This window comes from Bacillus thuringiensis (genome assembly GCF_001455345.1).
In the GTDB taxonomy this organism is placed as follows: Bacteria; Bacillota; Bacilli; order Bacillales; family Bacillaceae_G; genus Bacillus_A; species Bacillus_A thuringiensis_N.
Window position 1 is genome coordinate 3,358,172 of record NZ_CP013274.1, and the last position, 26,994, is coordinate 3,385,165.

The window sequence follows — 26,994 nt, forward strand, 5'->3', positions numbered from 1 at the left end:
TCTTTCAAACGAAATATTTATTACCTATATTAGACAATTCATCTCAAATGTTTGTTCCATCTTTACTTGCATATTTTTTATCTATTTAACAAAAAAAGTGTACAAAATGTTGTACACTTTAAAACTTAATCTTTCATTCCATAATTCTCAAACTCTTCCTCATTCCCATAAAATACATTTAAATCAATATACTTTTCTTTTCCATTATAACCACTTAGTTTCCCACGGTTCATGTATTGCCAAAACGTCCATTTTCTTTCATCAGATAAACTCGGTTTTGTAAGAACACTACGAATCCATATATCACATTGGGGATACGCATTACCATTCACGTTTTTTATTAATCATCATTTTTTCTTCAAACGCCTTCTCTAAATCAATTTCTAACTTGTTTGCTAAATCACATACATTCCAAATGACATCAAACATTTCTAAACCAATCTCTCTTTTCGAATCTTGTATTTTATCACGCTTTAATATAACTTCCGCTAATTCACCTAATTCCGCCATCGTATACATTGTACGCTCTTCAATGGTTGTATCTTGAAATCCTTTTTCTTTACTGAAATTTAATACGTATCTCTGGAATTCCACAATATTCATACTTAATCTCCCTTCATGATACATACTCCGTTTTTCTGTTACACTTAAAATGTATTTTGTTAAATTATAACATTCATATTATAATTTATTTATAACCCTTTAACGGAGGTGTTTTCAATGACTCTCTTCGCTTCTCCATCATTATTCATACTAGCAATCATTTCATTTGCACTAGCCTATTTCATCGGAGTTAAACAATACACTTGGCTCTTATCAGGATTCAATGAACGCCGTGTGCCAGATAAAATGAAGTTATCAAAAATAGTGGGGGTTTATAATTTAACTGCTGGGGTTATCGCCACAATTGGTAGTATCTTCACTACTCCTAATGCCAAAATCTTATTTCCTATCATTATAATTGGACACTTTATAATAGCTGCCTATGTAAATACACGTATGGTTCAATAAAAAAAGATCATCCGATTGGATGGTCTTTTTTATAATTTATCAACATATTGCTTCGCTTCTAATAAGGAAAAACCAAAAGCCTCCCTTACTCTCTTAACTGCTGTAACTGTTCTTCCTTCTTCCATAAGCTGGCGCAACTCTTTATTAATTTCAGGTTCTCTATCTACAATTCCCATTTCTTTCGAAATTAGCTGTAATCTATCTTCCATCCTCTTTAAACGTGCATCCGTTTTCTTTTCAATTCTATTTAATTTTTCAACGATATAAATAAATCCAAAGACAGCTATCGGTATGATCATCCAAAATTCCATGACTATTCCTCCTCATTAGCTTTCATTTGTTTTATTTCACTAACTTATGTAAATTTTACCACGAAACACATTTAATGTATAATAGTAATATACAACACTGTTGATAAACCTTTTATTTTAGGGGGACACTTTATGAAAAGATTTTTAAATACGCTACTACAATTTGTAGTCCTTTCCATTGCACTACATTTATTATTTGATATCGTTGGCTGGCTTGTTTTCAGTGCACCAATTAAAAACAAACAAATCATTATTTCTTTAATTACAGCCTCATGGCTTATGTACATGTACCGCGATAAATTTTTTAAAGCATTCACTTCGAATTAACTAAAACACTTCATCGATAAAAGATGAAGTGTTTTCTTTTCTCTTATTCTCTCTATTAACTACTGTATAATAGAACTAATATTCTGTCTTTCTAAAGAAGGGAGTCACTATGAACTTAATAACTAAAAATATATATGAGAAAATGAACCAATATTCTGTTGCAGGTTTAAGTCTTGCCGTTATACGTAACGGCAAACTAGACGAAGCAACTACTTTCGGAACACTTGAATCTGGAACAACTAGAACTGTCACTACAGATTCCATATTCAATTCTTGTTCCATTAGTAAATTCATCACCGCCATGCTCGTACTAACATTATCCGATCAAAAAATCGCACATTTGGACGAAGACGTAAATAATAAACTCACATCTTGGAACATTCCTACCAATCTATTTACTTCACAAAAAAAAATCACGTTACGAAACTTATTAAGTCACCAATCTGGAATTATTGATCCTCCTAATAGTTTTGAACATTATACACCTGCACAAGGGCGACCAAACATGTCTGAACTCCTTGCTGGTAAAACATCATATTGCTCCGTACCGATAGAAATAACTTATAAACCAGAAAGCGAATTTCACTACTCTGATGCAAACTTTTGTATTATCGAACTACTACTTGAAGATATAACAGGTAAACCATTTAACCTTTTACTAGAAGAATATATATTTCAGCCATTGCAAATGAAAAATAGTGCTCTTTTCTCTCCTGAAGACATAGATAAAATCGATACTTTTGCTTGCGGACATAATAAAGACGGCGCCGTTACAAATGAGAAGTATCCATTTTATCCATTCGCAGCTGCTTCAGGTATTTGGACAACACCAACTGACTTATCAACTTTATTAATTGAAATCATTCATTCCTTACAAGGAAAGGGTAAACTAAAACTTTCTCAAAAAACAGTTCAAGACATGATTTCTCCTCAAGGTTGCTCAAAATGGACTGGACTAGGTATTTTTCTAGATGATTCAAATGAAGACTTACAAATTTATTCACTCGGATGGGGCGTTGGATTTCAATGTATGATGATATGCTATCCATACCGAGGGAATAGTGCTGTTATTATGACGAACACTGACTTAGGTGTTCATCAAATGGAAGGGATTATTGGTGAAGTTTTAAAAACATTATCCTTATAATGAAAAGAAAGAAGCTGTTCCTTTCAGCTTCTTTCTTATATAACATTTTTCGCAACAATTTTTATATGTTCCGGTGCAATAATTTCCGTTATACTTTCTTGGAAATCTTCATGCAACATGTCCTCAATATGTTCTAACTGCACTTCAACATGAGTGCATTCTAGAGTATGTATGTTCAATAGTGCGTAATGATCTTTTTTCTTAATTACTAAATATTGATTTTCCTCTGTCACGAGCATCGAACCTAATCGGATCCCTAGTAAGCGTTGATCATCAAACTTCATAATGGCTTCTCCTTCCCTCACATAAATGCAACTATCATTCAAATAATTATATTTATGGAAATTCGTCTCACGTAGACTATACCATAATCTACTAAAATATAAATATCATTTTTTCTTTTAATAAAAATCCCTATTTTTTTATATATTTCGATACAAAAAACTTTCTCAACATAAAATTAGAATTTTCAGTTTTTATTCTTTTGAAAATCTATTATAATAAAGTTAATAAATGTTTGACCTCTCCTAATTCATGTACATATGGATGATCAGTAGTCGCTGCTACTGATCTATTTTTTTGATTTCAGAAAGCAAATATGCTGCATCCTTTCCTACACCACAAATAAGTGCAGAACCCCTTTGAGATTGCCATGGTAAACCGATATAATACAATCCTTTTACTGGACTTATCCCCTTTACATGATTAGGAAATCCATTCTCATTCACTGCCTTTTCTATTTCAATCCAGTTATAATTCTGAATAAAGCCTGTTGACCATATAATGCTTTCTGCACTATATGTTTCACCGTTCTGAAACATAATGTTATTTTCTGATGCACTTACTACTTTTTCCTGTAGCTGTATTGCTCCATTACGAATGAGTTCCTTACCTTCAAATCCAAAAATGGGATCCTTTCTCTTTTGAAACCATTTCCCCCTCTTCGTATTTACTTCAGCATACAATAAACCTAATTTTTCTAACCAATTAAAAATACTTTTTCTAAAAAGATGTAACGGTAAAAATGTTAAAGGATGACTAATAGACATTGTAACTTCATGAGTCTTTGCAAGTTCTACTGCAATTTGCATCCCTGAATTCCCGCCACCTACTACTAGTACTTTCCCCTTAGGAATTTGTGAAGGTGATTTATATTGCGATGAATGTATTTGAAAAACATATGATGATAGATTTGCTGAAACTGAGGGGATAAATGGTTGCTGAAAACCACCTGTTGCGACAACAACCTTTTTTGCTTGTAAAATTTCTGTAGGAGTATGTAATTCGAATATCTCTTTCCCTTTATTTATTTTTAAAACTTCAGTTTGTAATTGTACCGGTAATCGAAAATGTATTGCGTATTCTTCTAAATAAGTTGCGATTTCATCTTTATATGGAAATTCATTTTTTCCACCTATTAACGCCATACCCGGCAAGCTACTGTAAGACCTTGGGGTAAAAAGTTGCAAAGAATCATATCGATTTCTCCATGAATCACCAACTCGATTTCCTGCCTCAAGTAATAAAAAATTATACCCTTCTTGCTTCAAGTAATATCCCATTGTTAATCCAGCTTGACCCGATCCAATAATAATAAGGTCTTTCACCCTAGTCCCTCCTTCCCTTAAATGTATGAACATCTGTTCATATATTCATATGTTTCCATAATGATAACATTTTATTTTTATATCATTCAATATGTACTCAAAATAAAAAAGAGCAGTTTACTATAAAGTAAACGCCCCTTTATTCTACCTTACCAGTCCTTAACGCCTGAGCCCAATCATGCCTTTCCTGTTGAATGGCTAACCGAGCAGCTTCTTCCCAATTATACGGAACTGAAATTTGTTCAATTGTCCATTCTCCAAAAATCTTTTCTATCACTACATATTTTGCATGCGGAGTTCCTGATTCCATTTTATGCATAACAGGTAACTCATCTTTGTATGCTGGAAGTCCTACACTCCCTGGATTTATAATCATCTTTCCGTTAGATAAATAAACAACTCTAGGAATATGTGTATGACCGCATACTATTATTTTTTGCTCAATATTTTGGAGTTGATCCATTATATTTTTTTCATTCTTTAATATCGCACCATTCTCGTCCATCTCTTCTAGTAAATACACCTCATCTGAAGTTGGTGTACCATGACAACATAAAATATTGTCTACAATAAATTGAGAAGGATGTCGCTTTAACCAATCTATATGATTTTTTGTTAATTGGTTTTGGACAAAAGTTAGTGTAGCAGACTGCTCTTCTATAGGTTTCCAAAGCATGCGATCACAGTTTCCCTTAATATGTATCATTTCGTTCTTCATTAATATTTCAATTGTCCCTAAAGGATCTAACGGCCCATACACACTATCCCCTAAATTTATTATCATTTCGACCTTGCGACGTTCAATATCTTCTAATACCCCTTTTAATGCGTGACTGTTCCCATGAATGTCTGAAATGATTGCTATTTTCATCTAAACCCTCACTTTACTATATTATTTATAAACATCTGCCGCCAATTCCCTCAAAACACCCACGTTTACTACTTCAAAACAACCATCGTTCTTCTTTATAATCTCTTTATCACAAAAGATATTTAATGTTCGCAACAAATGCCGATAGCTCGTTCCTAACAATTCCGCTATTTCCGTTAAATTCCCACTAAATACAATTCTATTTTCATGCTGAACTGCTCGTTCCCCTGCTGCTAACATGTAACTCGCAAGTCTATTTTCAAGCGGATACAATAAATTAATTGTACTATTTTTTGAAAGTCGATTTAACTTATGTGCTAACGATCCACAAATACATCTTAAAAATTTCGCATCATGAAATAGCTGATTTCTCACTTTTCCTAATGGTAAACCAACACAATATGAATCTGCCATTACTTGTACATTTGATGTAATCCTTTGGGAATGAATTAACTCCACATCTCCAAGTAACTGCAAACTATCATAAAAACACAGTAATACGGATTTCCCGTTACTTAATGTGTTAAACGCTTTCGCTTTTCCTTCAACAAAGAAATATAAATAATCTATCTCTTCATTTTCTCTACAAATAAACTCATTCTTTTTAAAAAATATAAGTTCCATATATGGCTTCATATCATGACTAAAAAATGAATCAATATTATTTTTCTTCATATACTCTGCTAATTTAATAGAATTACATACTTTCTTCATAGTTCCCCCGCCTTTACAACTACTCCCCATTGTAATCAAAATTTTCTCCTTCCACTATGACATATGTCATAGTAATTCACAATTTCAGCATGATACAGTCATTACAAATATGAAATACAAAGGGGATATTACATTGTATAACTTTCTTTCTGTCTTTATTGGTGTGCTCATCGCCGTTATGCTCCCATTGAATGGGATTTTATCTGAGTTAATCGGCAAGTATACAGCAAGTGTCGTCATTCACCTTGTCGGTTTAATTGCAGTTATTTTCGTTTTAATCATAAACAAACATAAAATCCATTTTGATAAGAGTATTCCACTTTTTTTATATAGCGCTGGAGCGATTGGAGTATTCACTGTTCTTTTTAACAATATAAGTTTCTCCGTCCTTGGTGCCTCTATTACAATCGCATTAAGTTTACTCGGTCAATCCATTGCTTCCATCGTTATTGATCATTTCGGTTTATTAGGAATGAAAGTTGTAAAGTTTGAAAAGAAAAAACTAATTGGATTATGTTTCATCTCTTCTGGAATTATAATCATGACAATTTATTAATGGAGGCAAGAAAATGTTATATATTACGATCGCTATTTTAGCTGGTGTTTCTATCGTTGTTGCTAGAATTATTAACGCGAATTTAGCAAAAAAAATTGGCAATTGGGAAGGCACGTTTTTTAATTATATTACTGGCTTATTTTTCTCTATGTTATTTTTAATTTTCAGTTCAGATTCATTGTATATTCCAATGCATACGTTACAATCCATACCCATCGCTATATATTTAGGCGGATTAGTAGGCGTTATCGTTATTTCATTATCGAACTATATTACTCCTAAAATATCAGCATTTTATTTAACGTTACTCATCTTTATTGGACAGTTATTTGCAGGAACTATCATTGATTTCTTCCTAACAAATGAACTCTCAACTGGAAAGATTATCGGCGGTGTTTTCGTATTAATTGGGCTTACTTACAATTTACTCGTTGATCGCCCCCTTAAAACTGTTAAGAATAGCCACGTTCAACTATAATACTTTACGCTTACCTATCATATATTAATAGAAAAGCTCTTCATACGAAGTAATAGAGAGGAGAATATTCTATTAAGAAAATCATTTTACTGCTTTGTAGCACATTGATTATTTGTGGAATCATATGGTTTGTAAACTCTGGAAAATCTATTCAAGATTTGTATATAGCAAATAAGCCAAAGAAAAAAGCTACTATTATTTCACCTCAAAGGGATCCAAATGAGCCCCCTGTCTTTTTGGGAAAACAGGAAATAAAAGATATACATGTCGAGTCCATTAAAACAAAAAAAGATATCTTTCTCGCAAAAACAGATGAATTAAAGACATTCATTAACAGTATGAATACGGCCAAAAAAGGAAAATTAACATTAGATGAAGAAGGATCAGATTTAATAGATTGTGATATGTGGATTACATTTGAGGATGGTACTTATAAAAAATATTTCATATGGGTAGTTGATCATCATAGTAACGAAGTGATGATTGCACAGCAAGATACTCCTGATGATGTAAATCTTACGTACTATCAATTAAATGAAGATAGTTCCAAAAAAGTTTATAACTTATTTAAAAAAATTATTTAAATCAAAAAGTCATGAGCACGTAAGCTCATGACTTTTTGCACTATATATATTCCGGGAACACTTTACATCCCTTTTCCTGCTCTATATCATGTCCAAAGAAAACAAGCGGCTTCTCTTTCATCACAACTTCTTTTAAACGTTTAATTGATGATAAAGCTAATTCTGGATCAAATCCAGCAAACGGTACTTCATCTTCAAAATTCTCTTTCGTATAAGATGCATCAATTGTTAATAACACAACACCAGATTTTTCTGTCTCAATTAATAGTGACTGATGCCCTGGTGAATGTCCTGGTGTATACAATAGTTGAACACCTGGTACCACTTCATAATCCCCTTCAATAATTTTGTAGTTCAAATTCGGCAGTATACACTCTTTCAAATATTCCTCTCTATACTGCGCTGCCTCATATTCAGCACGCTGTATAATGATTGGAGTATTAATAAAAGCACCATTTCCTCCTGCATGATCAAAATGCAAATGTGAACTAATAATATATAGGAGGTCATCTGGCTCATACCCTGCACGTTTTAAAATAGCTATTATTCTATCTTCTTCAGTCATTTTCGGTAAAATCTGTCCTTCTGCAAATGTCCCTTCAAACAAGTTTTCATTATTAACCGCACTTTCTGGCATACCTGTATCTACTAAAATGGGACCTTCTTCCGTCTCCAAAAGATAACACCATACAGGTAAGTTCAATAAATTTCCCGGCGCGATTGTACTATTAACAGAAGAATGATCTAACATACAACGACCTGCTGGAACGAAATAAAGCTTCTTTACTGTCATTATGTATCCACCTTTACATTTAGTTTGGGATAAAGTAATACAGTAAAAAATTCTTCTTTTTAGAAATAAACTCCTTCTAGACTATCAGTACAGCTTACAGAAAAAAGAGGGTATTTTTTTTACATAGCAGTATTTCACCATCTATAATATAGAAGTAAAGAATTCTTACTTTAATGGAGGGAATACAAATGAAAGCAATTGGTTTACATGAATACTTACCTATTGAAGAAGAAAACAGTTTAATTGATATGGAAGTTGAAAAAACTGTTGCTACAGGGAGAGATATACTCGTTAAAATTAACGCTATTTCCGTTAATCCAGTTGATACAAAAGTTCGATCTCCAAAAGAGAAAAAAGAAGATGTAGCGAAAATACTTGGCTGGGATGCGAGTGGTGTTGTTGTACAAACCGGCGAAAATTGTACGTTATTTAAAGCAGGCGACGAAGTGTTTTACGCTGGAAGCATTACGAGACAAGGTACATATAGTGAATACCACCTAGTTGATGAAAGAATCGTTGGTAAAAAACCCAAAACGTTAAGTGATGCTGAATCTGCAGCACTTCCATTAACAGCTATTACAGCTTGGGAAGGTTTATTCGAACGTTTAGGCATTGATTATAATAAGAAAGATACGAACTCCTTTAAAAACATTTTAATTATAGGCGGTGCTGGTGGTGTAGGTTCAATTGCCATTCAACTTGCGAAATGGGCTGGACTGAATGTTATTACAACTGCATCCCGCAATGAAACGATACACTGGGTTGAAAAATTCGGTGCCGATTATATTATTAACCATCACCAACCTTTACAAGATCAAATATTAGAGTTCGGGCTAAAAGATGTAGATTATATTTTCTGCTTAAACAATACAGATCAACATTGGCAAGCAATTTGTGAGCTTATTAAACCACAAGGAAAAATTTGCTCTATCGTAGAAAATGAGCACCCTCTTGAGATGGGTATTTTAAAAAGTAAAAGTGCTACACTCGTTTGGGAGTTTATGTTTACAAAAGCGATGTATGAAACTGGAGACATGATCACGCAGCACGAACTATTAAATAAAGTAAGCGAACTACTAGATGAAGGTATTTTAAAGACTACTTTAAATGAAACATTCACACCAATTAACGCTGAAAACGTAAAAAAAGCACATGCACTACTTGAAGGCGGAAGTACAATTGGGAAGATCGTTTTAGAAAAGTTTTAATAACAAAAAGTCCGATTTCCAAATGAGAAATCGGACTTTTTACTATCTTTATTTACTTGAAATCTCTTGATCATTTTGAACGTCTAACGGAGTTCGCTTTCCTATTCCGAAAGCATAGAAACTAATTGTAACGATAGCTAAGAAAATAATACCTACAACTAATGAAATGCGCGTATCATCGTTAAACCACATTCCGATTAATACCATAATTAAAAAGGCAATTGTTAAATAGTTTGTAACAGGAGCAAATGGCATTTTGAACGGATGATCTTTCATCTCTGCTCCCTTTTCTTTTCTAAAATTAATTTGACTAATTAAAATAACGAACCATGGTACCATACCAGGAAGTACACTCGCACTATATACATAGACGAATAAGTTTTTCGGTGCGATATAACTTAATACAACACCAACCGCTAAACCGATAATCACACCAACTGTACCAAATAAAGGTACACCATTTCCAGAAAGTTTCGTGAAATATTTCGGTGCTTGTCCATTTACACCTAACGTATACAGCATACGACCAGCACTATAAATACCACTATTACAACCAGACATTGCTGCTGTAATAACAACGAAGTTAATAAGTCCAGCCGCTGCCGTAATACCAACTTTCGCAAAAGTTGCTACGAACGGACTACCAATTGTACTTAATTGATCCCACGGATATACAGTTACAATAACGAAAATCGCACCAATGTAGAAAATTAAAATACGCCAAATTGTACTTTGAATCGCTCTTGTAAGTGTCTTCTTCGGATTCTTCGCTTCACCAGCAGTAATACCGATTAATTCCACTCCTTGATACGCTCCAACTACAAGTGATAATGCAAAGAAGAATCCCGAAAAACCACCTGTAAAGAAACCGCCATTTGACCAAAGATTTGATATACCAATTGCTTCTCCGCCGTTACCAATTCCAAAGAAAATAAGTCCAAATCCCGCAATAATCATTAATAGAATCGTAACGATTTTAATCATCGCAAACCAAAATTCAAATTCGCCAAATGACTTCACAGAAATTAAGTTAGCTGCACCAAGAATAACCATTGCAATTACACCTGGTATCCAAGCTGGTAAATCAGGGAACCAATATTGCATATATGCTCCAACCGCGATAATCTCTGACATTCCAACGATAACCCACTGGAACCAGTTACTCCACGCTGTCATATAACCAGCTAGCGGATGAATATACTTATGACCGAACGTTGCAAATGAGCCTGTACTTGGCTCCATATACAACATTTCTCCCATGGCACGCATGATGAAGAAGATAAAAATACCTGCAATTGCATAAGCAAGCATTACTGACGGACCTGTCCATTTAATCGTGCTGGCTGATCCCATAAACAAACCAACACCAATTGTTCCGCCTAAAGCAATCATTTGAATATGACGTGCTTCTAAACCTCTTTTCAATTCTTTGTTTGCCACTTCACTTCCCCCTCTTAGATGATTCATAGCCGCATTTTAAAACAAGATGCTTTCCCCTAATTCCTTTCGGCCCTGAAAATGATGAAGCAAACGTCATTTTACACTAGCTTTAAAGCTATCCTAAAATCGTTTTGTGCTTCTAATAAAATTCTCAAAACCTTTCATCTTCCAATATTCTATAAATCTTAAAATTACTTACCTTATATTAATTCATTAATCTGAAAAATTCAATTATTTTTTCAATAAATCATTATACATAAGTCTGATTAATTTTTAACTAAATTAACAATAAAATACATCTATTCAATATGATTCCGGTATGAATATTATTACAATATAAATAACCGAGGAGAGTATTTCCTCCTCGGTTATTTCACTAATTATAGTTTGTACTGTAATTGCTTACACATGCAATTAACGCACCAAGCGGAAATTTAATATATTAATAGAACTACAAAGTCACTATCTTCTACATCTCTTATTTTTCCCATTACCACAGCTAAAAATTTTCTATACCTTCTCCTACTTTAAGATATATATAACTACACTTAAAACAATCAACAATACACCAGAAAGTGGAAAACTTTTCTCTTCAGCTTTTCCCTTTTCCTTAATAATACCTTTAATTTTTGTTCGTATATCCACTTATCATTTTCATAAAATATAAAAGAGTCTCATTAAAAATGAGACTCTTTACCATTTCATATTTAAATCATTTTTGAAGTTTGTTTACCTAAAATAAACATTTTAGTAAACACCATCATGATAACGACTATAGCTAGAAAATAAAGTGGCATCACGAGTAACGAACCCGTATGCAGTTGGCTCATTCCCCAAATTGTTATCGTTACAATTACATAGTATCCTAAGCTAAACAATGCTCCTGCTGTACCAATAACATCTTGGAAATCTACCAATGCTAAACTTAAACAGTTAGGTAGCGCTATCCCGATTCCTAATAGCAATATAAACATCGCTACTAAAAATCCAATCATATATACTACGTTGGGATTTAATCCAACAAACGTAATAACAGATAAAAGGATAGCTCCCACTGTCATTACAAGACAACCAATATATATAATTTTCTCTGGTTTATACGTGGCAAGCAATTGTTTTGAAACTTTCGCCCCAATAATAGAAGCAGAAGCAACAACAATTCCTAAAAATCCATACATACTAGGCGACAACTGAAAGTATTCAATAAAGATAAACGGTGCTTCTGCATAATAGCTAAATAAAACACCATTTGCTCCTCCAATTAATACCCCATATGTTACTACTTTCGGATTTGTAATTAACCTCTTCAAGACTGAAAACACATTTATTTTATTCGTTACCGAGTCCGTTTTTGTTTCTGGAAGAGAAACAAACGTATACAGAAAAATCCCGATACTCATAACTACTAAACTCAAAAATACGATTTTAAATCCAAACATTTGATCAAGAAAGCCACCAATTAACGGCCCTATCGCTGGTGTAAAAGCAATAACTGCCGAAATTTGAGCAAACATAACGTGGCGCTTATGCCCCTCTACACTTTCACGTAGAATCGTTTGTGTCACAACTGATCCTGCACTTGCTCCAAACGCTTGAATAAAACGACTTACCAATAAAACTTCAATGGAATTTGCAATAAAGCATAAGAAACTCCCAACACCATATACAACAATTCCAAATAACATTGCTGGGCGACGACCAATTATATCTGATAGCCATCCAATAAAAAATACACCTAAAGCAAATCCAGCAAAATACACACTAAGTGTTAACTGTACCTCATTATTACTTACATGTAACGCCTTTGAAATATCAGGTAAAGACGGTGTGTAAATTGTTTCACTAATTTGCGGAAATGCAACAAGAATGATCATTAATAAAAGTGATGGTACTGAGACTTTTTTCATTTTTCATACCCTCCTATAACTTTGAAAATCTCAGAAATAAAAAGACTTTCCTTAGCTACGGAACAGGAGGGGCCATTATAGAAATTCGCTCATAAAACAACAAAGAAAACACCTCAATTACGTATGTTAATACTTATAGGAGGGTAATATTAACATCGATTTTTAAATATACTTTTTCAATTATATTACATATTGCGTTTCTTTTTCTAGTGCTCGGCCTTGGAGGATTGTTAAAAAGATAACTTGATGCAACCACCTTTTTATGGAATAATTAGAAATAGTTTGAATCGATAAATTTAATTATTAAACGATAGACTATCATATTTTAATATCGCAAGCCTACAAACAGGAGGCCTTCCGTAATGATTGAAATTTTAAGAACAGTAATAAATTTCCTAATCTCTCTATTCTCAGGAGAATTACCACTTGTCTATTATGTGTGGATTATCGCTCTATTTATCATGCAAATAATCCAGGCTACTCTAAGCTATAAGCTCTTTAAAAAGAAAACTAATTTCAGCACTTATATGTCAACAGAATTACTCGCTTTTATCATTCTATTGTTTGGCGGTATATTAATATCTAAGTTACTTGCCTATATCATAGATGACCCTACTATTAGTATGACAAATGTAACACATTATTTTATTTCACTGATCATATTAACTATATTTGTCTCTACTGGTTTTATTAAAGATTTTTTACAAACATCTATCAATAATAAAAATATAGCCCTTTTTAGTATTTTAGTAATTTCCTTATTAGCTAGTATACTTTCATTCAAGTTTTTACCACTTTTAATTGAAGGTCATTTCTCTCTTTCTAAATCTTTTATAATTACATTAATTATCGTAGTAATTGGGTTAATTACTCTATTAATTTCTTTAGAGGAAAAGTATGCAGATGAAAAAGAAACGGAAAATTTATAGCTTCTCATTTATATAAAAGAAAGAGGGAGCTCCCCTCTTTCTTTTATATCGTCCTATTTCACAAGATTAAATCATCCCTTTTTGACATTACTATCGCACTAATAATAATCCGCAAAATCTAAGTTGTGTTTGTACTTATTTTTTCTAATTGCTTATTGATTGTTGCTATGTCTTTCTCATTAATAGTGGTACGCGTTTCTAAATTTCGAATGTCTCTCATAATTTCTTTTTGCTCAGCCTTGAGACTGTCAATTTCAGCGTTAAGATAATATGCGATTAAGATAAATCCCTTGTTTATTTAACAACAAACAAGGTGCAATTCAACATCCGGGAGCACCTACGATAATTTCTATTGTTTTAATCAACACTTTCATATTTACAACTCAATATAGTCAGTATAATTTTATGAAGAGTCCACTTTGTTAGCTGCTTAATGTATACTAATATTAATACGAAACAGCTGTATTGATAAACTCTCTAAAACAATAAATATACTAGCTGAAACGAACCTATACCCCATATTTTTCCCAGTAACATTAATGGTTATTTCTGATAAATTCATTTGTATGTCATTGTTTTCAAAAATTTCATCCTCAACCTTTACAATATCTGCTTCACAATCTACTTCTTTAAAAGTTTTCAATAATTTTGTTTCCAATAAACTACAATCAAAGTTCTCATCTTTTATTACGGCAAATTTAACCTTCATATTGATTTCCCCATTTTTAACAAACTAGAATCATTAAATCAATATAAATATATATTATTCTATTAAATAATTCAAAATATATGTTTCTTTTAAATCATTACTAAATATCAGTTCTAGGGATTGTAATGTCTTTTATAGATTTTTCATCAAAAATAGAACTTAATCCACGAATAATCACGTGTTTCAAATACAATATCTTTATCTGTTGAACGACCTTATCTCTCCTTAAAACTTCTTGTTCTTACCCTATTTCTTAACAAGGACTTTACCTCAAGTTGGCTTTTCTGTATAAAAAATAGCCTACCTATTTCCGTAAGTAGACTATATCTTTATTACACCATACAAAAGTATACTCTCTATTCCACTCGAACTTTATGTAATGATACAGATTACAAATAAATTATTATCTTTTCTATATTCTTATCATTGATTTTTTGTCCATAAATTCGTAACACATATATATGAGTTATCATGCTAAAATTAGTTTATTCAAAAAAAGTTATTCTTAATGAATCGATAATTTTTAATACCCTGTTTAAAGCCTCGCCCCCCTGCGAGGCTTTTTCCTATTTAACTAGAATAGTAGTTATTAACCGTTACTATACTGCTACACATCCCACCTTTAGCTATTCTGCATCAACACACGTAAAATTCTTTCCTCCATCATTTGATTTACAAATATTATTTATAGATTTTTCTGTTATTCTTTCATTTTCATTAGAAACTCGATCTAAATCCATTCGAAATACTTGTTCTGGATTCTCTTTTGAATTCCCTTCAATATGAATTGAACGATCGAACATCTCAGCCGTGAAGCTGCTAGATGTATTTATCAGTTTAACTCCATTATTTTCACCTATATAACGTTCAACTACTTTTTCAGCTTCTGTAAGTTGTTGAGATGTAGGATATGGTATAGATTCCGCTAATATGGCTACACCTACTAAATATGTAATATACAAACCACCTGCAATTAAGATAACTTTCTTTACTGTTGTATTAATCATGCTCTAACTCCCTTTTCTTTTTTGCTATTAAAATATATAACTTTCCTAATTTCTATCAATTTCTTTTTAGTACATAACATTCGTTTTACATTTTATAAAAAAAACCTCTCTTACTAATTTTCAATTTGATATTAACATGTTGTTTATTGTTTTTCAATAAATAATTATTATTCAACGATTTATTTTTGCTGTTTTTAGTTCTGATTCAATCTAAAAACAACCGACTCATTTAATTCCACTACATCATCAGCAAGTTCGAAAATTTGTTAATTAATAAAATAAAAAGAGCAACTATATGTAAATCTCCCTCGTTATATCTATGTAGATCAGTAGTTTAGCTTCAGCACTCCCCCTATTCGAGAACCCTTTACCGAATATTCAATCTAATGATAAAATTGACTTAATTAATATTTTCGTCCATCACTGTATAAAAAATTACAATAAAAAAATAGCACTCTCACAATTAAGTAAACGCAAGCTTTTCCTTCTATCTACTTACTATTTAAGGTTAATGGTAATATAACCAAATTAAAAAAATTCGACTTAAATTCATTGATGAATGGAGAGGTTTATATGAAATTAAAAGACAAAGTAGCAATCATAACTGGTGGTGCAAGTGGAATTGGCGAATCTACTGTTCGCCTTTTTATCAAAGAAGGTGCAAAAGTAGTTATTGCTGACTTTTCTGAACGTGGAAAAGATCTATCAGATGAATTGAATGCACATGGATATAATACGTTATTTATTAAAACCGATGTAACAAAAGAGGCAGATATTAAACAGCTAATCCATGAGACAGTAAGTACATACGGTAAATTAGATATTATGTATGCCAATGCCGGCGTTGCTGATGATGCACCGGCAAACGAATTATCCTACGAAAAATGGAAAAGAACCATTGATATTAACTTGTCTGGGGTATTCCTTTCTGATAAATATTCGATTGAACAATTTCTTAAACAAGGTACAGGCGGTGTCATCGTTAATGCTGGTTCGATTCATAGTTTTGTTTCATTACCTACCCCAACAGCATACTCCTCTGCAAAAGGTGGTGTGAAACTATTAACTCAAAATTTATGTACTGCCTACGCTAAATATGGAATACGTATTAACGCGGTCTGTCCTGGCTATATTGACACCCCTTTACTTAGTAGTGTTAATCCTCAACAGAAAGAATATTTAGCTTCACTTCATCCACAAGGCAGACTTGGAACACCAGAAGAAGTAGCAAAAGCTGTCTTATTTTTAGCAAGTGATGATGCTAGTTTTGTTAATGGTACAACACTTCTTGTTGATGGAGGCTATACTGCACATTAATTTTAAAACTTTGAAGCATATCTCTAAAAAATATATAGTCTTCAACAAAAAAAGCACCGTCACAAGTGACGGTGCTTTTTCTATGTAAGAGCTACTAGAAGGATCCCTTCTAGCCTACTCCCATTTATAAGTCCAAAATTGTTCAAGTTGCAACCATTTTAATGTTGCTGCATCTTTGTTTTTGATTTTCGCGTGTGTTTCTTCAAGCATTGCTTCTGTTTGTGAACGATGCGCACCTAGTGCAGCTAATTTATGCTCGAATACTTCACTAATATTATTTACAACATCCGGCTCACCTAGTACAGCTTCGCGGTTTTTCGTAATCGCAACCGCATGAATAACTGGACGTTCTTCTTTTGACATACGTGATACAGCGCGAACGACAGCGCGGCCAAATGCATCATGATCTGGATGTACGCCGTGCTCTGGATAAAATGTAATAATTCGAGATGGATTTACTTCTTGAATGATCGCTTCAATTTTATCTGCTACGAAATCAACATCTTCAAATTCTAACGTTTTATCATGGAAACCAAGCATTCTTAAGTCTTGAATCCCCATCGCTTCACATGCATCTTTCAATTCTTTTTTACGGATATTTGGAATCGTTTCACGGTTAGCGAACACGTTTTTTCCCATGTTACGTCCCATTTGTCCTAAAGTACCACACGCATACGTTACAGGTACTCCTTGATCTGTTAATAAGCGAATTGTTCCTCCTGCAGCAAATGCTTCATCATCTGGATGCGGAAATACAACAAGTACATGTCTCTCCATAAGTTTCCCTCCTTCTTACTTAAATGGCGTTAAGCTTAACTCAAGTGCAACTGCTAAGCGGCCTTGATTATCATGCCCTGCTAGTAATAAACGTTCTTTATCGTCTACTTCCCAGTGTGTAATACCTTCAGCATATACCCAGCCATGATCCATTTTCAAACCAACTCGGTATGGGTTTGTTCCAGTTATTTTCCCGCGCTCAAAGCGAATAATTGCATTTCGAATGAATGCTCCAACTGTCATCATCTTTTCATTAAAGTGTGACGCGTACGCTCCATTCGTCGTTTCTAAATGAATATATACATCTTTATTTACAAAACGTTCAATTTCATTTTGAATAAGAGAACTATCTTTTACTATTTCCATCGGAATTCACCTCTTTAAACCATTTTACGCAAAAATAATGTAAATTGCTATCTCTATATTAGAGGACAACTCTCACTTTTCCTAATAATTTGCACTGTGTTTCTTTATTTTTTTATATCATATGTAAAAAACACATTTTTTCCTTCACTTTGTTAAATAGTTTTCTTTCTTTTTTGAATTTGCTACAATATAAATTATGCAGAAGGATGCATGTTTACAATTGAATACATACTTTAAAGAAGGTGACATGATTGGAACAATCAGCACATGAAGTAGCAAATTGGCAATATTATTTTGCAATTGCCGTATTTTTAGTCACGTACGGATTTATTATTTCTGAGAAATTGAATCGTGCTGTAATTGCACTATTCGGTGCTGCTATTATGATTATTTTTGGAGTTGTAGATTTACATACTGCTTTCACATCACATATTCAATGGGAAACGATTACCCTTTTAATTGGGATGATGATTCTCGTACATATTACGAGTCAATCAGGCGTTTTTGAATTTGTGGCCATTAAAGCGGCAAAAGCAGCTGGCGGAAAACCAATCCGTATTTTATTATTGCTATCCCTATTAACTGCTGTCGGATCAGCATTTTTGGACAACGTAACAACCGTATTATTAATCGTACCTGTTACACTATCCATTACACGTATTTTAAAAGTTAATCCTGTTCCTTATTTAATTTCAGAAGTATTATTTTCAAATATAGGCGGAACAGCAACATTAATCGGTGATCCACCGAACATTATGATTGGATCTGCAAATAAGCATTTAGACTTCAATGCCTTTTTACTTAACTTAGCTCCTATCGTAATTATTATTTCTATCGTGACACTTGGCATTATTTACTTCATGTATCGTAACAAACTAAAAACAACACCTGAGCAAATCGAAAAATTAATGGCATTAAATGAAAAAGATTATATTAAAGATCAAAGCCTCCTTTTAAAATCCATTTCGATTTTAGGACTAACTATTTTAGGCTTTGTACTTCATTCCATTATTCATGTAGACGCTGCGGTAATTGCAATGACAGGTGCTACACTTCTTATGTTAATTGGCGTGAAAGAACATGATATTGAAGATGTATTTGCCCACGTTGAATGGGTAACCATTTTCTTCTTCGCCGGACTATTCGTTCTCGTTGGTGGTTTAATTGATATCGGCCTTATTTCTTCACTCGCAAAAGAAGTAATCGACGTTACAAATGGAGATATCGGTTTCGCTGCGATACTTATTTTATGGGTATCAGGTATCGCATCTGCAACAATTGACAATATCCCATTTGTCGCAACGATGATACCACTTATTCAAGACTTAGCTACAGGACTCGGACTATCTGTTGATTCTCCACAAATCGAAGTACTATGGTGGGCATTATCACTTGGAGCTTGCTTAGGAGGAAACGGAACATTAATCGGAGCATCAGCAAACGTAGTCGTTGCTGGTATTGCAAAACGTGAAGGACATGCTTTTTCATATATGGACTTCTTAAAAATTGGGTTACCGTTAACTATTATTGCATTATTGTTATCACACGCTTATATTTATTTACGTTATTTAATGTAAAAGTTGTAGTGTGTGAAATTATATCGTCAAATAAAAAAGGTTTGCAGCATGATGCTGCAAACCTTTTTTATCACCAAAATATCCCGATAATTGCTAACCCACCTAAAATCATACCACCAATTTGTCCGACAATTGTTGGTGATAATTGAACACCTTTTCTCACTTCAACAACTGGTCTTTCGTGCCTTAGTTGCTGCACTTCACTTTGAAGTTGATGTACACTTCCGTGCAATTCTTTAATTAGTTCCTTTAATTCAGCGACCTCTTCATTTACTGGTTTTGCTTTTTCTAAATTCATTTTGCATGACTCCTTATAAAGTGAAACTTTAATCAGTGGGGTGGTTGTTCATCCCCCACTGATTATTAGTTGAACCAATCGGACGTTTACGGACAGCCCGACTCCCACCTAACTTCTTTGCTCCAACTAAATTTTGAGGTGGGAGTTTTACTGCCCGTTAACGCGGGATAAATTCAATCAGTTCACTGTAAAAATTCGCCAATTACCATTATATCTCCTGCATATTACATGTATAATATTGAATGTACTTTCTAATCTTGTAGCATAATCCATTCATCCCGCAATATCCCCATAATGACACGATCAAAACACTTCCCATCTCTTTGCACTGCTTCTCTCATACAGCCTTCCATCTGAAAACCCATCTTTTTATACAATTCAATAGCAGCTTTGTTATAAGAAATAACATCAAGACCGACACGGTGTAAATTCAATTCATAAAAAGAATACTTTAAAATAAGATGGATCGCTTCTCTTCCATATCCCTTCCCTCTATCATTTGCATCTCCTATACCAATTGCTAATAACCCTGTTCTGTTATTCCACTCTATACTATGAATTGCAACAAAACCAATTAAACGATCATCTTGAACTGTCCTCAACATGAAAGGTACACTATTCGATCTCCGTCCCTTTAATAGCCCATCACTTGCTATTTCTTGAAACGATTGCGGAAACGCTACATCTGTATCGACATTTCTTAAATACTCACTATCTTCTTGCCACATAGCCATTACTTTAGCATCTGATTCTCTAATAGCTGATAATTTAATCGTTTTATTTTGAAAAAGATTCATCATCATTTCAAATTCCCCCTTTTTTAATAACGGGGATACTTATTTTAGCCTATTTATCCCCTTGTTCCATAAACTGCTTTATAAACGAGATACTTACAATAAGCGCTGACATTGGCACATCTCCTCTACACGAAATTAACTTCATTGTATAATTTTTCGTTTATTCTAACAATAATAAAAAGCCCTCCAAATTTAGAGGGCCTTTCCTAATAGCGAATATTATTTCGTAAACATTTTCTCCGCTTCATCCATTGCCATTTTGTTACCTAAAGCAGAATAGTCAAGCCATGGTTGATCATTAATAATGTAAACGTGTTTACCTTTAACAGCTTTTAAGTCTTTCCAAATTGGTGTTTCTTGAAGTTGTTTAAATGCAGCTTTTGCCTTATCATCTCTGTTTACTACAACGAAAATAGCATCTGCATCAAAGTCAGGTAATACTTCTTGTGAAATGACTTCGAAAGGACGGTTTCCATCGATTTTCTCTACACCATTTGCAGGTTGTAATCCTAAGTCTTGGAATAAAATTGGTCCCATCGGTCTTTTCGTACTAAATACACGCAATTCTTTTGCAGTAACGCGAATTGCCATTACTTTTTCGTTATTACCTAGCTCTTTATCTATTAAACCTTTTACTCGTTTTGATTGCTCTTCGTAATCTTGAATATATTTATCTGCTTCTTTCTCACGGTTTACAAGTTTACCAACTTGTTTTAAATGCTCTCTCCACGTACCTTCATCTAAATTGAAAGAATGTGTTTTTGCAATTTTTTCGTATTTCGCTACATCTTTACCAGCATATTTTTCATCAACATAAATGTCAGTTGGCTTTAATTGAAGTAACGCTTCCATATTCGGATCTGTTACAACACCAAGCTTCTTCGTATCTTTCAACTTCTCTTTAGCGTGCGGTAAAAAATCTTTTAAATCTCCACCAATAACAGAACCTACTGGTGTAATTCCTAATGCAAGTAAATCATTCGTTAAATGAATAGACATTGAAGCAATTTTGGGGTCATTACTTTTTTCCGTTTTTTTCGTTGCCTCTTCATTAGATTTCGTTTGACCACATGCTGCTAATACTAAAATACACATGATGCTAAATAAAATAGTAAGTTTCTTTTTCATATGTTCTCCTCTTTGAAGTATTTATTTTGTTTTTGTAAGTAAATAAAGAAAATACGGTGCTCCTAATGCGGCCACTACTACACCAGCCGGAATAGAATTTGGCTCAAATATAGAACGGCCTATCGTATCTGCTAGTACTAAAATAATCATTCCCATAATGCCAGCTAAAGGAAGAAAGTGTTGATATGTAGTACCTACTAACTTCCTTGCGATATGCGGAGCAACTAAACCGATAAAACCAATCCCTCCTGCCATCGATACACTTGCGCAAGATAATCCAACCGCTGTAGCTAATAGTAATAACCGTTCTTTTTGAACAGAAACACCAAGTCCTGCCGCTACACTATCACCTAGTGACAATGCATTTAACGTTTTAGATTTTAGCCATGCATATGGGGTTAGTATGAAAATCCAAGGTAATAATGCTAGGACATGAATCCAATCCCTCCCCCACACGTTACCAACTAGCCATCTAGAAGCGAATGTATATGTCTCATCATTTAACTTGAGAGAGAAAAATAACGAAATTGCACTAAAGCCAGCTGAAACCGCAATACCAACGAGAATAAGTCTAATGGGAAGTAAACCTTTTGACCGATCACTCGCAAGTAAAATAATAAGAAATGCAGCTAATACTCCTCCGCCAAATGTAAATAACGGTATTAAAATCGATGCATTCTCATTAATAGAATGAAAGAAAGTAACGAATATAATTAGCCCGAAAGATGCACCTGAATGCAGTCCAAGAATACCAGGATCGGCCAACGCATTACGTGATAACCCTTGCAAAATCGCACCGGAAATCCCAAGGCCAATACCAGCTAACATTGTGATTATAATTCTTGGCATACGATAATCGTATAGCACGGTTGCACTCTCAAAATCACCATGACCAAAAAGCGTTTGAATTACTTTGAGCGGTGCAATGCTAAGTGTCCCCGTATTTAAGCTAAGTAAAATGACAGCGATACCAATACAACCAAATATTATAGTTACAGTAACGGCTCTCTTTTTATCCGTGTTTAGAATCTTCTTCACTTACAACTCCCTCCCAACTTTACGTGCTATATAGAGGAAGAATGGAACTCCAACAAGAGCTACCATAATTCCTATTGCAAGTTCTTTAGGAGGATTTACTGTTCTTGCCCCTAAGTCAGCTAAAACTAATAACATAGCTCCTAAAAATGCTGACATAGGAATAATGAGTCGATAATTAACACCAACTAATTTTCTAGCACTATGCGGGATAACTAGTCCTACAAATCCAATAGAGCCAACAGCTGAAACAGATACCCCTGCAAGAATGACTACTATAATCATTCCTAGTATTCTCGTTCGATTTGTTTTTACTCCTAAATTCGTAGCGACATCATCCCCCATTGATATGAGTGAAATAGACCGCCCTAACACTGTCGCAAAAACAATTGTTATGAGAATAATAGGAACTAAAAATTTCAAGTGTTCCCACTTAACCCCTGCAACACCACCAGCGTACCAAAACGCTAAATCTTGACTTAAGTCATAATAAATCGCGACACCTGAACTTAACGAATGTAAAAGCGCAGCCATAACTGCCCCAGCTATCGTTAATCTCATCGGTGTTAACCCGCCTGATGTTGCTGATCCGATAATAAAAATGAGCACTGTACTTAAGACCGCTCCAATAAAGGAGACAATCATCAAATAGGAATACGGCATATGCGGGAAAAAGGCAAAACTAAGTGCTACTACAAACATCGCACCTGCATTTATGCCAAGCACACCTGCATCCGCTAAAGGATTTCGTGTTACGCCCTGCATAACAGCTCCAGCCACTGCAAAAGCTGCTCCTACAACTGCTGCACCAATTACCCTTGGGAGTCTTAATTCATAAATAATTTGGTGCTGCGTTAATTTCGGATTATAATCAAAAACCGCTGTCCATACGGTTTGCAAATGGATATCCTTTGCACCAAATGCAACAGCTAAAAATATAGAGCCGATTAAACATAAAATTGTTAAGCTCATGAAACATATGAACTTAATATGTAGCCAGCGATTATTGCCAGCATATACAGCAGGCTTATGTAACATGTTTCATTTCATCCTTTATATTCAGTTGTTTTTTTATAAACATTTTTTATTTGTAATTATTATTGATAATAATTATCAATTTCATTTAGATATTATATCGCCACTTTTTTTAAATAGCAAACTATTTTTTCACTTCGCTAAATATTAAAATACTTATTACAATTCCCTTCCAAAACTTACAAATACACGCAAAATAGACTACTAGCTTATTTTTAAAAGTGTAGTATACTTAATCATTATTTTGAGTTTTCAAATAAAAATATCCAAGGTGATGCAATGTTATATATAAAACAACTACTCTATTTTACTTATGAACAAGCATTATCCTGCTTATTCCCAGTCGTTATTTTCTTAACACTAGCCCTTTCAAAAATCGTTTCGATCCCAGGGTTATACCGCTACGATTTCATACTCATCGTATGCCTTCTTATGCAGTGGGTTATGTACAAGACTGCCCTTGAGACGAAAGACGAATTAAAAGTAATTACTGTCTTCCACCTCATCGGCCTTTTACTAGAAATATATAAAGTTCATTTCGGTTCATGGAGTTATCCAGAAGAGGCGTATTCAAGGATTTTTGGGGTCCCGCTTTACAGCGGCTTTATGTATGCGAGTGTTGCAAGTTACATATGCCAAGCGTGGAGAAGACTACATTTACAAATGTATCATTGGCCGAAAGCTATTTTTGTAATACCTCTAGGAGCAATGATTTACTTCAATTTTTTCACACATCATTTTCTATACGATTTTAGATGGTTCTTAACGTTACTTCTATTCATCGTTTTCTTTCGAACATTTGTGGAATTTTCATTACGAGGCGTTACATATAAAATGCCGCTCGTTCTCTCCTTTTTTCTTATCGGATTCTTTATTTGGATTGCAGAAAACATCGCAACATTTTTCGGTGCATGGCAATATCCAAATCAACGGGAAGCTTGGAATCTCGTTCACTTAAGTAAAATCAGCTCATGGTTTTTACTCGTTGTTATTAGCATTATGATTGTTACACAACTTAAACATTTGAAGGAGTCGAAAAGATAATGCTGATTATGTAAAAACAGTTAGCCCATCACTCATTAGAGAGTGATGGGCTTTCAGAATGTAACTATTTACAACTCAATTTTGACAAAACTACTGTCATTTCGTTTATTATATGCAATTCAAACTAAAGAGCCTTAATAATACGTTCCATTGCTTTCATCTGACCAATATGATCTGCTTCATGATAAAGCATCATACCGTAAAGCTCACCAACTGTTTCTAGTCCTAAAAATGGCTCTGGCAGTTTATTTTCAAATGCTTCTGCTGGCATTTCGTTAATACGTTTTGCTTGTTCTTGTAATTGGGCTGTTAATACTTCTAATGACGGTCCTTCTGTTTTCCATTTAGATGGTCTTGATCCATATCCAAACATACCTGGATATTCCGTTGGTAATTGTTTGAATTCTTTTCCAAACATGAAAACTTCTGCTGCCGTTAGCACATGACCGATATGCCAGCGAATTGTATTGTTAAAACCCTCTGGCTGCGTATCCGCAGTTTTATCATCTAACGTTTCCATAAATTTAAGTAACGCCCCGCGCGTTATTTCAAATTGTTTCAAGCCAACTAGTCTATTCATTTTATCGTTTCCCTTCTTGATGTACAATTTATTATGAACTAAAAATGTTCATTTTATTAAAGTTTCACCTTGTTTAATCTATCAGAAACAATGAAGAAATACATCTAATATGCTTAGTAAAAACAATAAAAAGGTTCCGCCCTCGTAAATATAGAATTACTTACTACACAAATAGTTTAGTAAGTAAAAGAGGAGTGTTAATTTCATGTTACATGTTTTAAAACAGCAATATAATCTTATTAGCGCTACAAGAGAAACTCTATTCACATTTTTAGAAGAAATCCCATTAGAAAAATTACATAGCACTGTTCCGAATTTCGGGAGCGGTAGCATTATAAAGACACATATTCATGTAGCCGATTGCTATCGATACTGGCTTGGATCATTCGCATTCAAGCAAAAACGGGCAGATTTTTCATTTGCTAGTGATTATGAAATTGAGCATGCAGATGTCACGAAAGTCCGTGCTAGATTTAAGTTAGTAGATGAAACTGTACAACGTTTTTTAGATGAATACAATGACCGTTGGCTCGAAAATATAGCAAATGAAGTGAAATGGCAAAAAGAACCTTGGAGTACAACTCCGCTATGGCTTTTAACTCATACGGAGACACATGAATTTCACCATAAAGGACAAATTGTATCTATGGCTCGTCATCTTGGATACAATCCTCCTGATACAGACCTTATTTAATTCGATCATTAAAAAACTTGTTGATACATTTTGTTGTGTATAAAACTTTTATCATTTGTTTTAGGTATACCATACCATTATAAAATTCATGTAACATCGAATTAAGATTCATATTTTTTGTGTAACTCATTGAAGAAAGTTTAAGTATTTATACATTCAATTACTAACTAAAGGAGAAAATTATAATGAGATTAGAGAGTGAAAGAATTTATTTAAGGCCTCTTTGTCAGCTAGATGCTCCTATTATTTTAGAAAGTACAATGGATGATGAAATAAGATATATGACTGGAACTAAGTCCACTTTTTCATTGGAACAAATTACGAAACATATAGATTATATAAATAATGATTCAAGTCGCTATGATTTTGCTATTTGTTTAACACGCACTGACGAGATGATTGGAGAGTTGTCGATTTTAGATATCGATGAGGAGAACAAAAGAGCAGGATTCAGAATATCAATGCTTTCCATAGCAGTAACAGGACAAGGCTATGGAACTGAAGCTATTAAAATAATTTTAAGATTTGTTTTTGAACAACTATCATTAAATCGTTTACAGTTAGAAGTATTTAGCCATAATTTACGCGGAATTAAAGCTTATGAAAAAGTTGGTTTTGTAAAAGAAGGAACTTTACGTCAATCTTTATTTTATAACGATGCATACTCGGATGAAATTATTATGGCCATACTTAAAAGCGATTATATAGAGAGACCTTTGTAAATGAATGTCTTAAGCTATTAAACAA

At 33.6% G+C, this 26,994-nt stretch carries 32 protein-coding genes and 1 pseudogene; 13 read left to right on the forward strand and 20 right to left on the reverse strand.

The window, feature by feature from the left end:
* Window positions 1–125: 125 nt before the first annotated feature.
* Together ATN06_RS17445 and ATN06_RS17450 are read right to left on the reverse strand one after the other, a co-directional pair.
* Window positions 126–323 (reverse strand): annotated as a pseudogene (locus ATN06_RS17445) (glycoside hydrolase family 25); the annotation flags it as partial.
* Window positions 322–603 carry a MazG nucleotide pyrophosphohydrolase domain-containing protein gene (locus tag ATN06_RS17450; RefSeq protein ID WP_060631692.1) on the reverse strand — a complete coding sequence of 94 codons (282 nt, stop codon included), beginning with the start codon at window positions 601–603 and terminating at the stop codon, window positions 322–324. The pseudogene ATN06_RS17445 and the gene ATN06_RS17450, both read right to left, overlap by 2 nt.
* 117 nt (window positions 604–720) lie before the next feature.
* Here ATN06_RS17450 and ATN06_RS17455 point away from each other — a divergent pair, with 117 nt between their 5' ends.
* Window positions 721–1,011 (forward strand): DUF3784 domain-containing protein, encoded by a 291-nt coding sequence (locus ATN06_RS17455; protein WP_060631693.1) that lies wholly within the window; start codon window positions 721–723, stop codon window positions 1,009–1,011.
* Window positions 1,012–1,040: 29 nt separating this feature from the next.
* Here ATN06_RS17455 and ATN06_RS17460 read toward each other — a convergent pair whose 3' ends face one another.
* Complete coding sequence (locus ATN06_RS17460) at window positions 1,041–1,322, reverse strand: hypothetical protein (RefSeq protein WP_060631694.1); 282 nt, start codon at window positions 1,320–1,322, stop codon at window positions 1,041–1,043.
* A 132-nt stretch (window positions 1,323–1,454) separates the two neighbouring features.
* Here ATN06_RS17460 and ATN06_RS17465 point away from each other — a divergent pair, with 132 nt between their 5' ends.
* Together ATN06_RS17465 and ATN06_RS17470 are read left to right on the forward strand one after the other, a co-directional pair.
* Entirely contained in the window at window positions 1,455–1,649 is a 195-nt protein-coding gene (locus ATN06_RS17465; RefSeq protein ID WP_060631695.1) for a hypothetical protein, read from the forward strand.
* Between the two features lie 109 nt (window positions 1,650–1,758).
* Window positions 1,759–2,796: a serine hydrolase domain-containing protein gene (locus tag ATN06_RS17470; protein WP_060631696.1), complete on the forward strand. Its 1,038-nt coding sequence runs from the start codon at window positions 1,759–1,761 to the stop codon at window positions 2,794–2,796.
* Window positions 2,797–2,831: 35 nt separating this feature from the next.
* Here ATN06_RS17470 and ATN06_RS17475 read toward each other — a convergent pair whose 3' ends face one another.
* The 4 genes from ATN06_RS17475 to yeiL form a co-directional block, all read right to left on the reverse strand.
* Window positions 2,832–3,080 (reverse strand): hypothetical protein, encoded by a 249-nt coding sequence (locus ATN06_RS17475; RefSeq protein WP_060631697.1) that lies wholly within the window; start codon window positions 3,078–3,080, stop codon window positions 2,832–2,834.
* A 279-nt stretch (window positions 3,081–3,359) separates the two neighbouring features.
* Window positions 3,360–4,403, reverse strand: coding sequence for a flavin-containing monooxygenase (locus tag ATN06_RS17480; protein WP_060631698.1), 1,044 nt, complete (start codon window positions 4,401–4,403; stop codon window positions 3,360–3,362).
* A 139-nt stretch (window positions 4,404–4,542) separates the two neighbouring features.
* Window positions 4,543–5,274, reverse strand: a complete 732-nt coding sequence (locus ATN06_RS17485; protein ID WP_060631699.1) for a metallophosphoesterase family protein — start codon at window positions 5,272–5,274, stop codon at window positions 4,543–4,545.
* Between the two features lie 21 nt (window positions 5,275–5,295).
* Window positions 5,296–5,988: a transcriptional regulator YeiL gene (yeiL, locus tag ATN06_RS17490; protein WP_060633165.1), complete on the reverse strand. Its 693-nt coding sequence runs from the start codon at window positions 5,986–5,988 to the stop codon at window positions 5,296–5,298.
* A 109-nt stretch (window positions 5,989–6,097) separates the two neighbouring features.
* On the opposite strand from yeiL, the gene ATN06_RS17495 reads away from it, so the two are divergent.
* The 3 genes from ATN06_RS17495 (at window position 6,098) to ATN06_RS17505 (ending at window position 7,606) form a co-directional block, all read left to right on the forward strand.
* Window positions 6,098–6,544, forward strand: coding sequence for a DMT family transporter (locus ATN06_RS17495; protein ID WP_060631700.1), 447 nt, complete (start codon window positions 6,098–6,100; stop codon window positions 6,542–6,544).
* A 13-nt stretch (window positions 6,545–6,557) separates the two neighbouring features.
* Window positions 6,558–7,022, forward strand: a complete 465-nt coding sequence (locus ATN06_RS17500) for a DMT family transporter (protein ID WP_060631701.1) — start codon at window positions 6,558–6,560, stop codon at window positions 7,020–7,022.
* Between the two features lie 89 nt (window positions 7,023–7,111).
* Window positions 7,112–7,606 (forward strand): hypothetical protein, encoded by a 495-nt coding sequence (locus ATN06_RS17505; RefSeq protein ID WP_060631702.1) that lies wholly within the window; start codon window positions 7,112–7,114, stop codon window positions 7,604–7,606.
* A 40-nt stretch (window positions 7,607–7,646) separates the two neighbouring features.
* On the opposite strand, the gene aiiA is transcribed toward ATN06_RS17505, so the two are convergent.
* The gene (aiiA, locus tag ATN06_RS17510) at window positions 7,647–8,399 is read right to left on the reverse strand and encodes a quorum-quenching N-acyl homoserine lactonase AiiA (RefSeq protein WP_060631703.1); all 753 of its coding nucleotides are present in this window, start codon (window positions 8,397–8,399) and stop codon (window positions 7,647–7,649) included.
* Between the two features lie 188 nt (window positions 8,400–8,587).
* Here aiiA and ATN06_RS17515 point away from each other — a divergent pair, with 188 nt between their 5' ends.
* Window positions 8,588–9,607 carry a zinc-binding alcohol dehydrogenase family protein gene (locus tag ATN06_RS17515; protein WP_060631704.1) on the forward strand — a complete coding sequence of 340 codons (1,020 nt, stop codon included), beginning with the start codon at window positions 8,588–8,590 and terminating at the stop codon, window positions 9,605–9,607.
* 48 nt (window positions 9,608–9,655) lie between these two features.
* On the opposite strand, the gene ATN06_RS17520 is transcribed toward ATN06_RS17515, so the two are convergent.
* Together ATN06_RS17520 and ATN06_RS17525 are read right to left on the reverse strand one after the other, a co-directional pair.
* Complete coding sequence (locus tag ATN06_RS17520; RefSeq protein WP_001284431.1) at window positions 9,656–11,047, reverse strand: amino acid permease; 1,392 nt, start codon at window positions 11,045–11,047, stop codon at window positions 9,656–9,658.
* Between the two features lie 707 nt (window positions 11,048–11,754).
* Window positions 11,755–12,954 (reverse strand): multidrug effflux MFS transporter, encoded by a 1,200-nt coding sequence (locus ATN06_RS17525; RefSeq protein WP_060631705.1) that lies wholly within the window; start codon window positions 12,952–12,954, stop codon window positions 11,755–11,757.
* A gap of 362 nt (window positions 12,955–13,316) precedes the next feature.
* Between ATN06_RS17525 and ATN06_RS17530 the strand changes: the two genes are divergently transcribed.
* Window positions 13,317–13,883 (forward strand): DUF5823 family protein, encoded by a 567-nt coding sequence (locus ATN06_RS17530; RefSeq protein ID WP_060631706.1) that lies wholly within the window; start codon window positions 13,317–13,319, stop codon window positions 13,881–13,883.
* 430 nt (window positions 13,884–14,313) lie between these two features.
* Here ATN06_RS17530 and ATN06_RS17540 read toward each other — a convergent pair whose 3' ends face one another.
* A complete protein-coding gene (locus tag ATN06_RS17540) occupies window positions 14,314–14,592 on the reverse strand; it encodes a hypothetical protein (RefSeq protein ID WP_046954667.1) in 279 nt (92 codons plus the stop codon).
* A gap of 626 nt (window positions 14,593–15,218) precedes the next feature.
* Window positions 15,219–15,599 carry a hypothetical protein gene (locus ATN06_RS17545; RefSeq protein WP_060631707.1) on the reverse strand — a complete coding sequence of 127 codons (381 nt, stop codon included), beginning with the start codon at window positions 15,597–15,599 and terminating at the stop codon, window positions 15,219–15,221.
* Between the two features lie 573 nt (window positions 15,600–16,172).
* On the opposite strand from ATN06_RS17545, the gene ATN06_RS17550 reads away from it, so the two are divergent.
* A complete protein-coding gene (locus ATN06_RS17550; protein WP_060631708.1) occupies window positions 16,173–16,916 on the forward strand; it encodes an SDR family NAD(P)-dependent oxidoreductase in 744 nt (247 codons plus the stop codon).
* A gap of 114 nt (window positions 16,917–17,030) precedes the next feature.
* Here the strand turns inward: ATN06_RS17550 and bshB2 are convergent, their stop codons facing one another.
* Both bshB2 and ATN06_RS17560 read right to left on the reverse strand, forming a co-directional pair.
* Window positions 17,031–17,693 carry a bacillithiol biosynthesis deacetylase BshB2 gene (bshB2, locus tag ATN06_RS17555; RefSeq protein ID WP_000439476.1) on the reverse strand — a complete coding sequence of 221 codons (663 nt, stop codon included), beginning with the start codon at window positions 17,691–17,693 and terminating at the stop codon, window positions 17,031–17,033.
* Between the two features lie 15 nt (window positions 17,694–17,708).
* On the reverse strand, window positions 17,709–18,059 hold the full coding sequence (locus ATN06_RS17560) for a YojF family protein (RefSeq protein WP_000407039.1): 351 nt from the start codon (window positions 18,057–18,059) through the stop codon (window positions 17,709–17,711).
* A gap of 251 nt (window positions 18,060–18,310) precedes the next feature.
* Here ATN06_RS17560 and ATN06_RS17565 point away from each other — a divergent pair, with 251 nt between their 5' ends.
* Complete coding sequence (locus ATN06_RS17565; protein ID WP_060631709.1) at window positions 18,311–19,636, forward strand: ArsB/NhaD family transporter; 1,326 nt, start codon at window positions 18,311–18,313, stop codon at window positions 19,634–19,636.
* A gap of 70 nt (window positions 19,637–19,706) precedes the next feature.
* Here the strand turns inward: ATN06_RS17565 and ATN06_RS17570 are convergent, their stop codons facing one another.
* From ATN06_RS17570 to ATN06_RS17590, 5 genes are all read right to left on the reverse strand, one after another.
* Window positions 19,707–19,934 carry a coiled-coil domain-containing protein gene (locus ATN06_RS17570; protein WP_001047304.1) on the reverse strand — a complete coding sequence of 76 codons (228 nt, stop codon included), beginning with the start codon at window positions 19,932–19,934 and terminating at the stop codon, window positions 19,707–19,709.
* Window positions 19,935–20,185: 251 nt separating this feature from the next.
* Window positions 20,186–20,737, reverse strand: coding sequence for a GNAT family N-acetyltransferase (locus ATN06_RS17575; RefSeq protein WP_060631710.1), 552 nt, complete (start codon window positions 20,735–20,737; stop codon window positions 20,186–20,188).
* Window positions 20,738–20,950: 213 nt separating this feature from the next.
* Window positions 20,951–21,859, reverse strand: a complete 909-nt coding sequence (locus tag ATN06_RS17580; RefSeq protein WP_060631711.1) for an iron-hydroxamate ABC transporter substrate-binding protein — start codon at window positions 21,857–21,859, stop codon at window positions 20,951–20,953.
* Between the two features lie 21 nt (window positions 21,860–21,880).
* The gene (locus tag ATN06_RS17585) at window positions 21,881–22,897 is read right to left on the reverse strand and encodes a FecCD family ABC transporter permease (protein WP_060631712.1); all 1,017 of its coding nucleotides are present in this window, start codon (window positions 22,895–22,897) and stop codon (window positions 21,881–21,883) included.
* Complete coding sequence (locus ATN06_RS17590) at window positions 22,898–23,932, reverse strand: FecCD family ABC transporter permease (protein ID WP_060631713.1); 1,035 nt, start codon at window positions 23,930–23,932, stop codon at window positions 22,898–22,900.
* 276 nt (window positions 23,933–24,208) lie between these two features.
* Between ATN06_RS17590 and ATN06_RS17595 the strand changes: the two genes are divergently transcribed.
* Window positions 24,209–24,973 carry a DUF817 domain-containing protein gene (locus tag ATN06_RS17595; RefSeq protein WP_060631714.1) on the forward strand — a complete coding sequence of 255 codons (765 nt, stop codon included), beginning with the start codon at window positions 24,209–24,211 and terminating at the stop codon, window positions 24,971–24,973.
* Between the two features lie 124 nt (window positions 24,974–25,097).
* Here the strand turns inward: ATN06_RS17595 and ATN06_RS17600 are convergent, their stop codons facing one another.
* Window positions 25,098–25,553 carry a DinB family protein gene (locus ATN06_RS17600; protein ID WP_060631715.1) on the reverse strand — a complete coding sequence of 152 codons (456 nt, stop codon included), beginning with the start codon at window positions 25,551–25,553 and terminating at the stop codon, window positions 25,098–25,100.
* A 205-nt stretch (window positions 25,554–25,758) separates the two neighbouring features.
* Between ATN06_RS17600 and ATN06_RS17605 the strand changes: the two genes are divergently transcribed.
* A complete protein-coding gene (locus tag ATN06_RS17605) occupies window positions 25,759–26,247 on the forward strand; it encodes a DinB family protein (RefSeq protein ID WP_060631716.1) in 489 nt (162 codons plus the stop codon).
* 185 nt (window positions 26,248–26,432) lie between these two features.
* A complete protein-coding gene (locus ATN06_RS17610) occupies window positions 26,433–26,969 on the forward strand; it encodes a GNAT family N-acetyltransferase (RefSeq protein WP_060631717.1) in 537 nt (178 codons plus the stop codon).
* Window positions 26,970–26,994: the final 25 nt, after the last annotated feature.

Bases quoted from the DNA above. Each gene is read 5' to 3' on its own strand.
- ATN06_RS17545 (WP_060631707.1), bottom strand. From the start codon at position 15,599: ATGATTAATACAACAGTAAAGAAAGTTATCTTAATTGCAGGTGGTTTG.
- ATN06_RS17450 (WP_060631692.1), bottom strand. From the start codon at position 603: ATGAATATTGTGGAATTCCAGAGATACGTATTAAATTTCAGTAAAGAA.
- ATN06_RS17595 (WP_060631714.1), top strand. From the start codon at position 24,209: ATGTTATATATAAAACAACTACTCTATTTTACTTATGAACAAGCATTA.
- ATN06_RS17560 (WP_000407039.1), bottom strand. From the start codon at position 18,059: ATGGAAATAGTAAAAGATAGTTCTCTTATTCAAAATGAAATTGAACGT.
- ATN06_RS17540 (WP_046954667.1), bottom strand. From the start codon at position 14,592: ATGAAGGTTAAATTTGCCGTAATAAAAGATGAGAACTTTGATTGTAGT.
- ATN06_RS17550 (WP_060631708.1), top strand. From the start codon at position 16,173: ATGAAATTAAAAGACAAAGTAGCAATCATAACTGGTGGTGCAAGTGGA.
- yeiL (WP_060633165.1), bottom strand. From the start codon at position 5,988: ATGAAGAAAGTATGTAATTCTATTAAATTAGCAGAGTATATGAAGAAA.
- ATN06_RS17495 (WP_060631700.1), top strand. From the start codon at position 6,098: ATGAAATACAAAGGGGATATTACATTGTATAACTTTCTTTCTGTCTTT.
- aiiA (WP_060631703.1), bottom strand. From the start codon at position 8,399: ATGACAGTAAAGAAGCTTTATTTCGTTCCAGCAGGTCGTTGTATGTTA.
- ATN06_RS17525 (WP_060631705.1), bottom strand. From the start codon at position 12,954: ATGAAAAAAGTCTCAGTACCATCACTTTTATTAATGATCATTCTTGTT.
- ATN06_RS17455 (WP_060631693.1), top strand. From the start codon at position 721: ATGACTCTCTTCGCTTCTCCATCATTATTCATACTAGCAATCATTTCA.
- ATN06_RS17580 (WP_060631711.1), bottom strand. From the start codon at position 21,859: ATGAAAAAGAAACTTACTATTTTATTTAGCATCATGTGTATTTTAGTA.
- ATN06_RS17590 (WP_060631713.1), bottom strand. From the start codon at position 23,932: ATGTTACATAAGCCTGCTGTATATGCTGGCAATAATCGCTGGCTACAT.
- ATN06_RS17515 (WP_060631704.1), top strand. From the start codon at position 8,588: ATGAAAGCAATTGGTTTACATGAATACTTACCTATTGAAGAAGAAAAC.
- ATN06_RS17465 (WP_060631695.1), top strand. From the start codon at position 1,455: ATGAAAAGATTTTTAAATACGCTACTACAATTTGTAGTCCTTTCCATT.
- ATN06_RS17475 (WP_060631697.1), bottom strand. From the start codon at position 3,080: ATGAAGTTTGATGATCAACGCTTACTAGGGATCCGATTAGGTTCGATG.
- ATN06_RS17470 (WP_060631696.1), top strand. From the start codon at position 1,759: ATGAACTTAATAACTAAAAATATATATGAGAAAATGAACCAATATTCT.
- ATN06_RS17460 (WP_060631694.1), bottom strand. From the start codon at position 1,322: ATGGAATTTTGGATGATCATACCGATAGCTGTCTTTGGATTTATTTAT.
- ATN06_RS17570 (WP_001047304.1), bottom strand. From the start codon at position 19,934: ATGAATTTAGAAAAAGCAAAACCAGTAAATGAAGAGGTCGCTGAATTA.
- bshB2 (WP_000439476.1), bottom strand. From the start codon at position 17,693: ATGGAGAGACATGTACTTGTTGTATTTCCGCATCCAGATGATGAAGCA.
- ATN06_RS17610 (WP_060631717.1), top strand. From the start codon at position 26,433: ATGAGATTAGAGAGTGAAAGAATTTATTTAAGGCCTCTTTGTCAGCTA.
- ATN06_RS17485 (WP_060631699.1), bottom strand. From the start codon at position 5,274: ATGAAAATAGCAATCATTTCAGACATTCATGGGAACAGTCACGCATTA.
- ATN06_RS17500 (WP_060631701.1), top strand. From the start codon at position 6,558: ATGTTATATATTACGATCGCTATTTTAGCTGGTGTTTCTATCGTTGTT.
- ATN06_RS17575 (WP_060631710.1), bottom strand. From the start codon at position 20,737: ATGATGATGAATCTTTTTCAAAATAAAACGATTAAATTATCAGCTATT.
- ATN06_RS17605 (WP_060631716.1), top strand. From the start codon at position 25,759: ATGTTACATGTTTTAAAACAGCAATATAATCTTATTAGCGCTACAAGA.
- ATN06_RS17530 (WP_060631706.1), top strand. From the start codon at position 13,317: ATGATTGAAATTTTAAGAACAGTAATAAATTTCCTAATCTCTCTATTC.
- ATN06_RS17600 (WP_060631715.1), bottom strand. From the start codon at position 25,553: ATGAATAGACTAGTTGGCTTGAAACAATTTGAAATAACGCGCGGGGCG.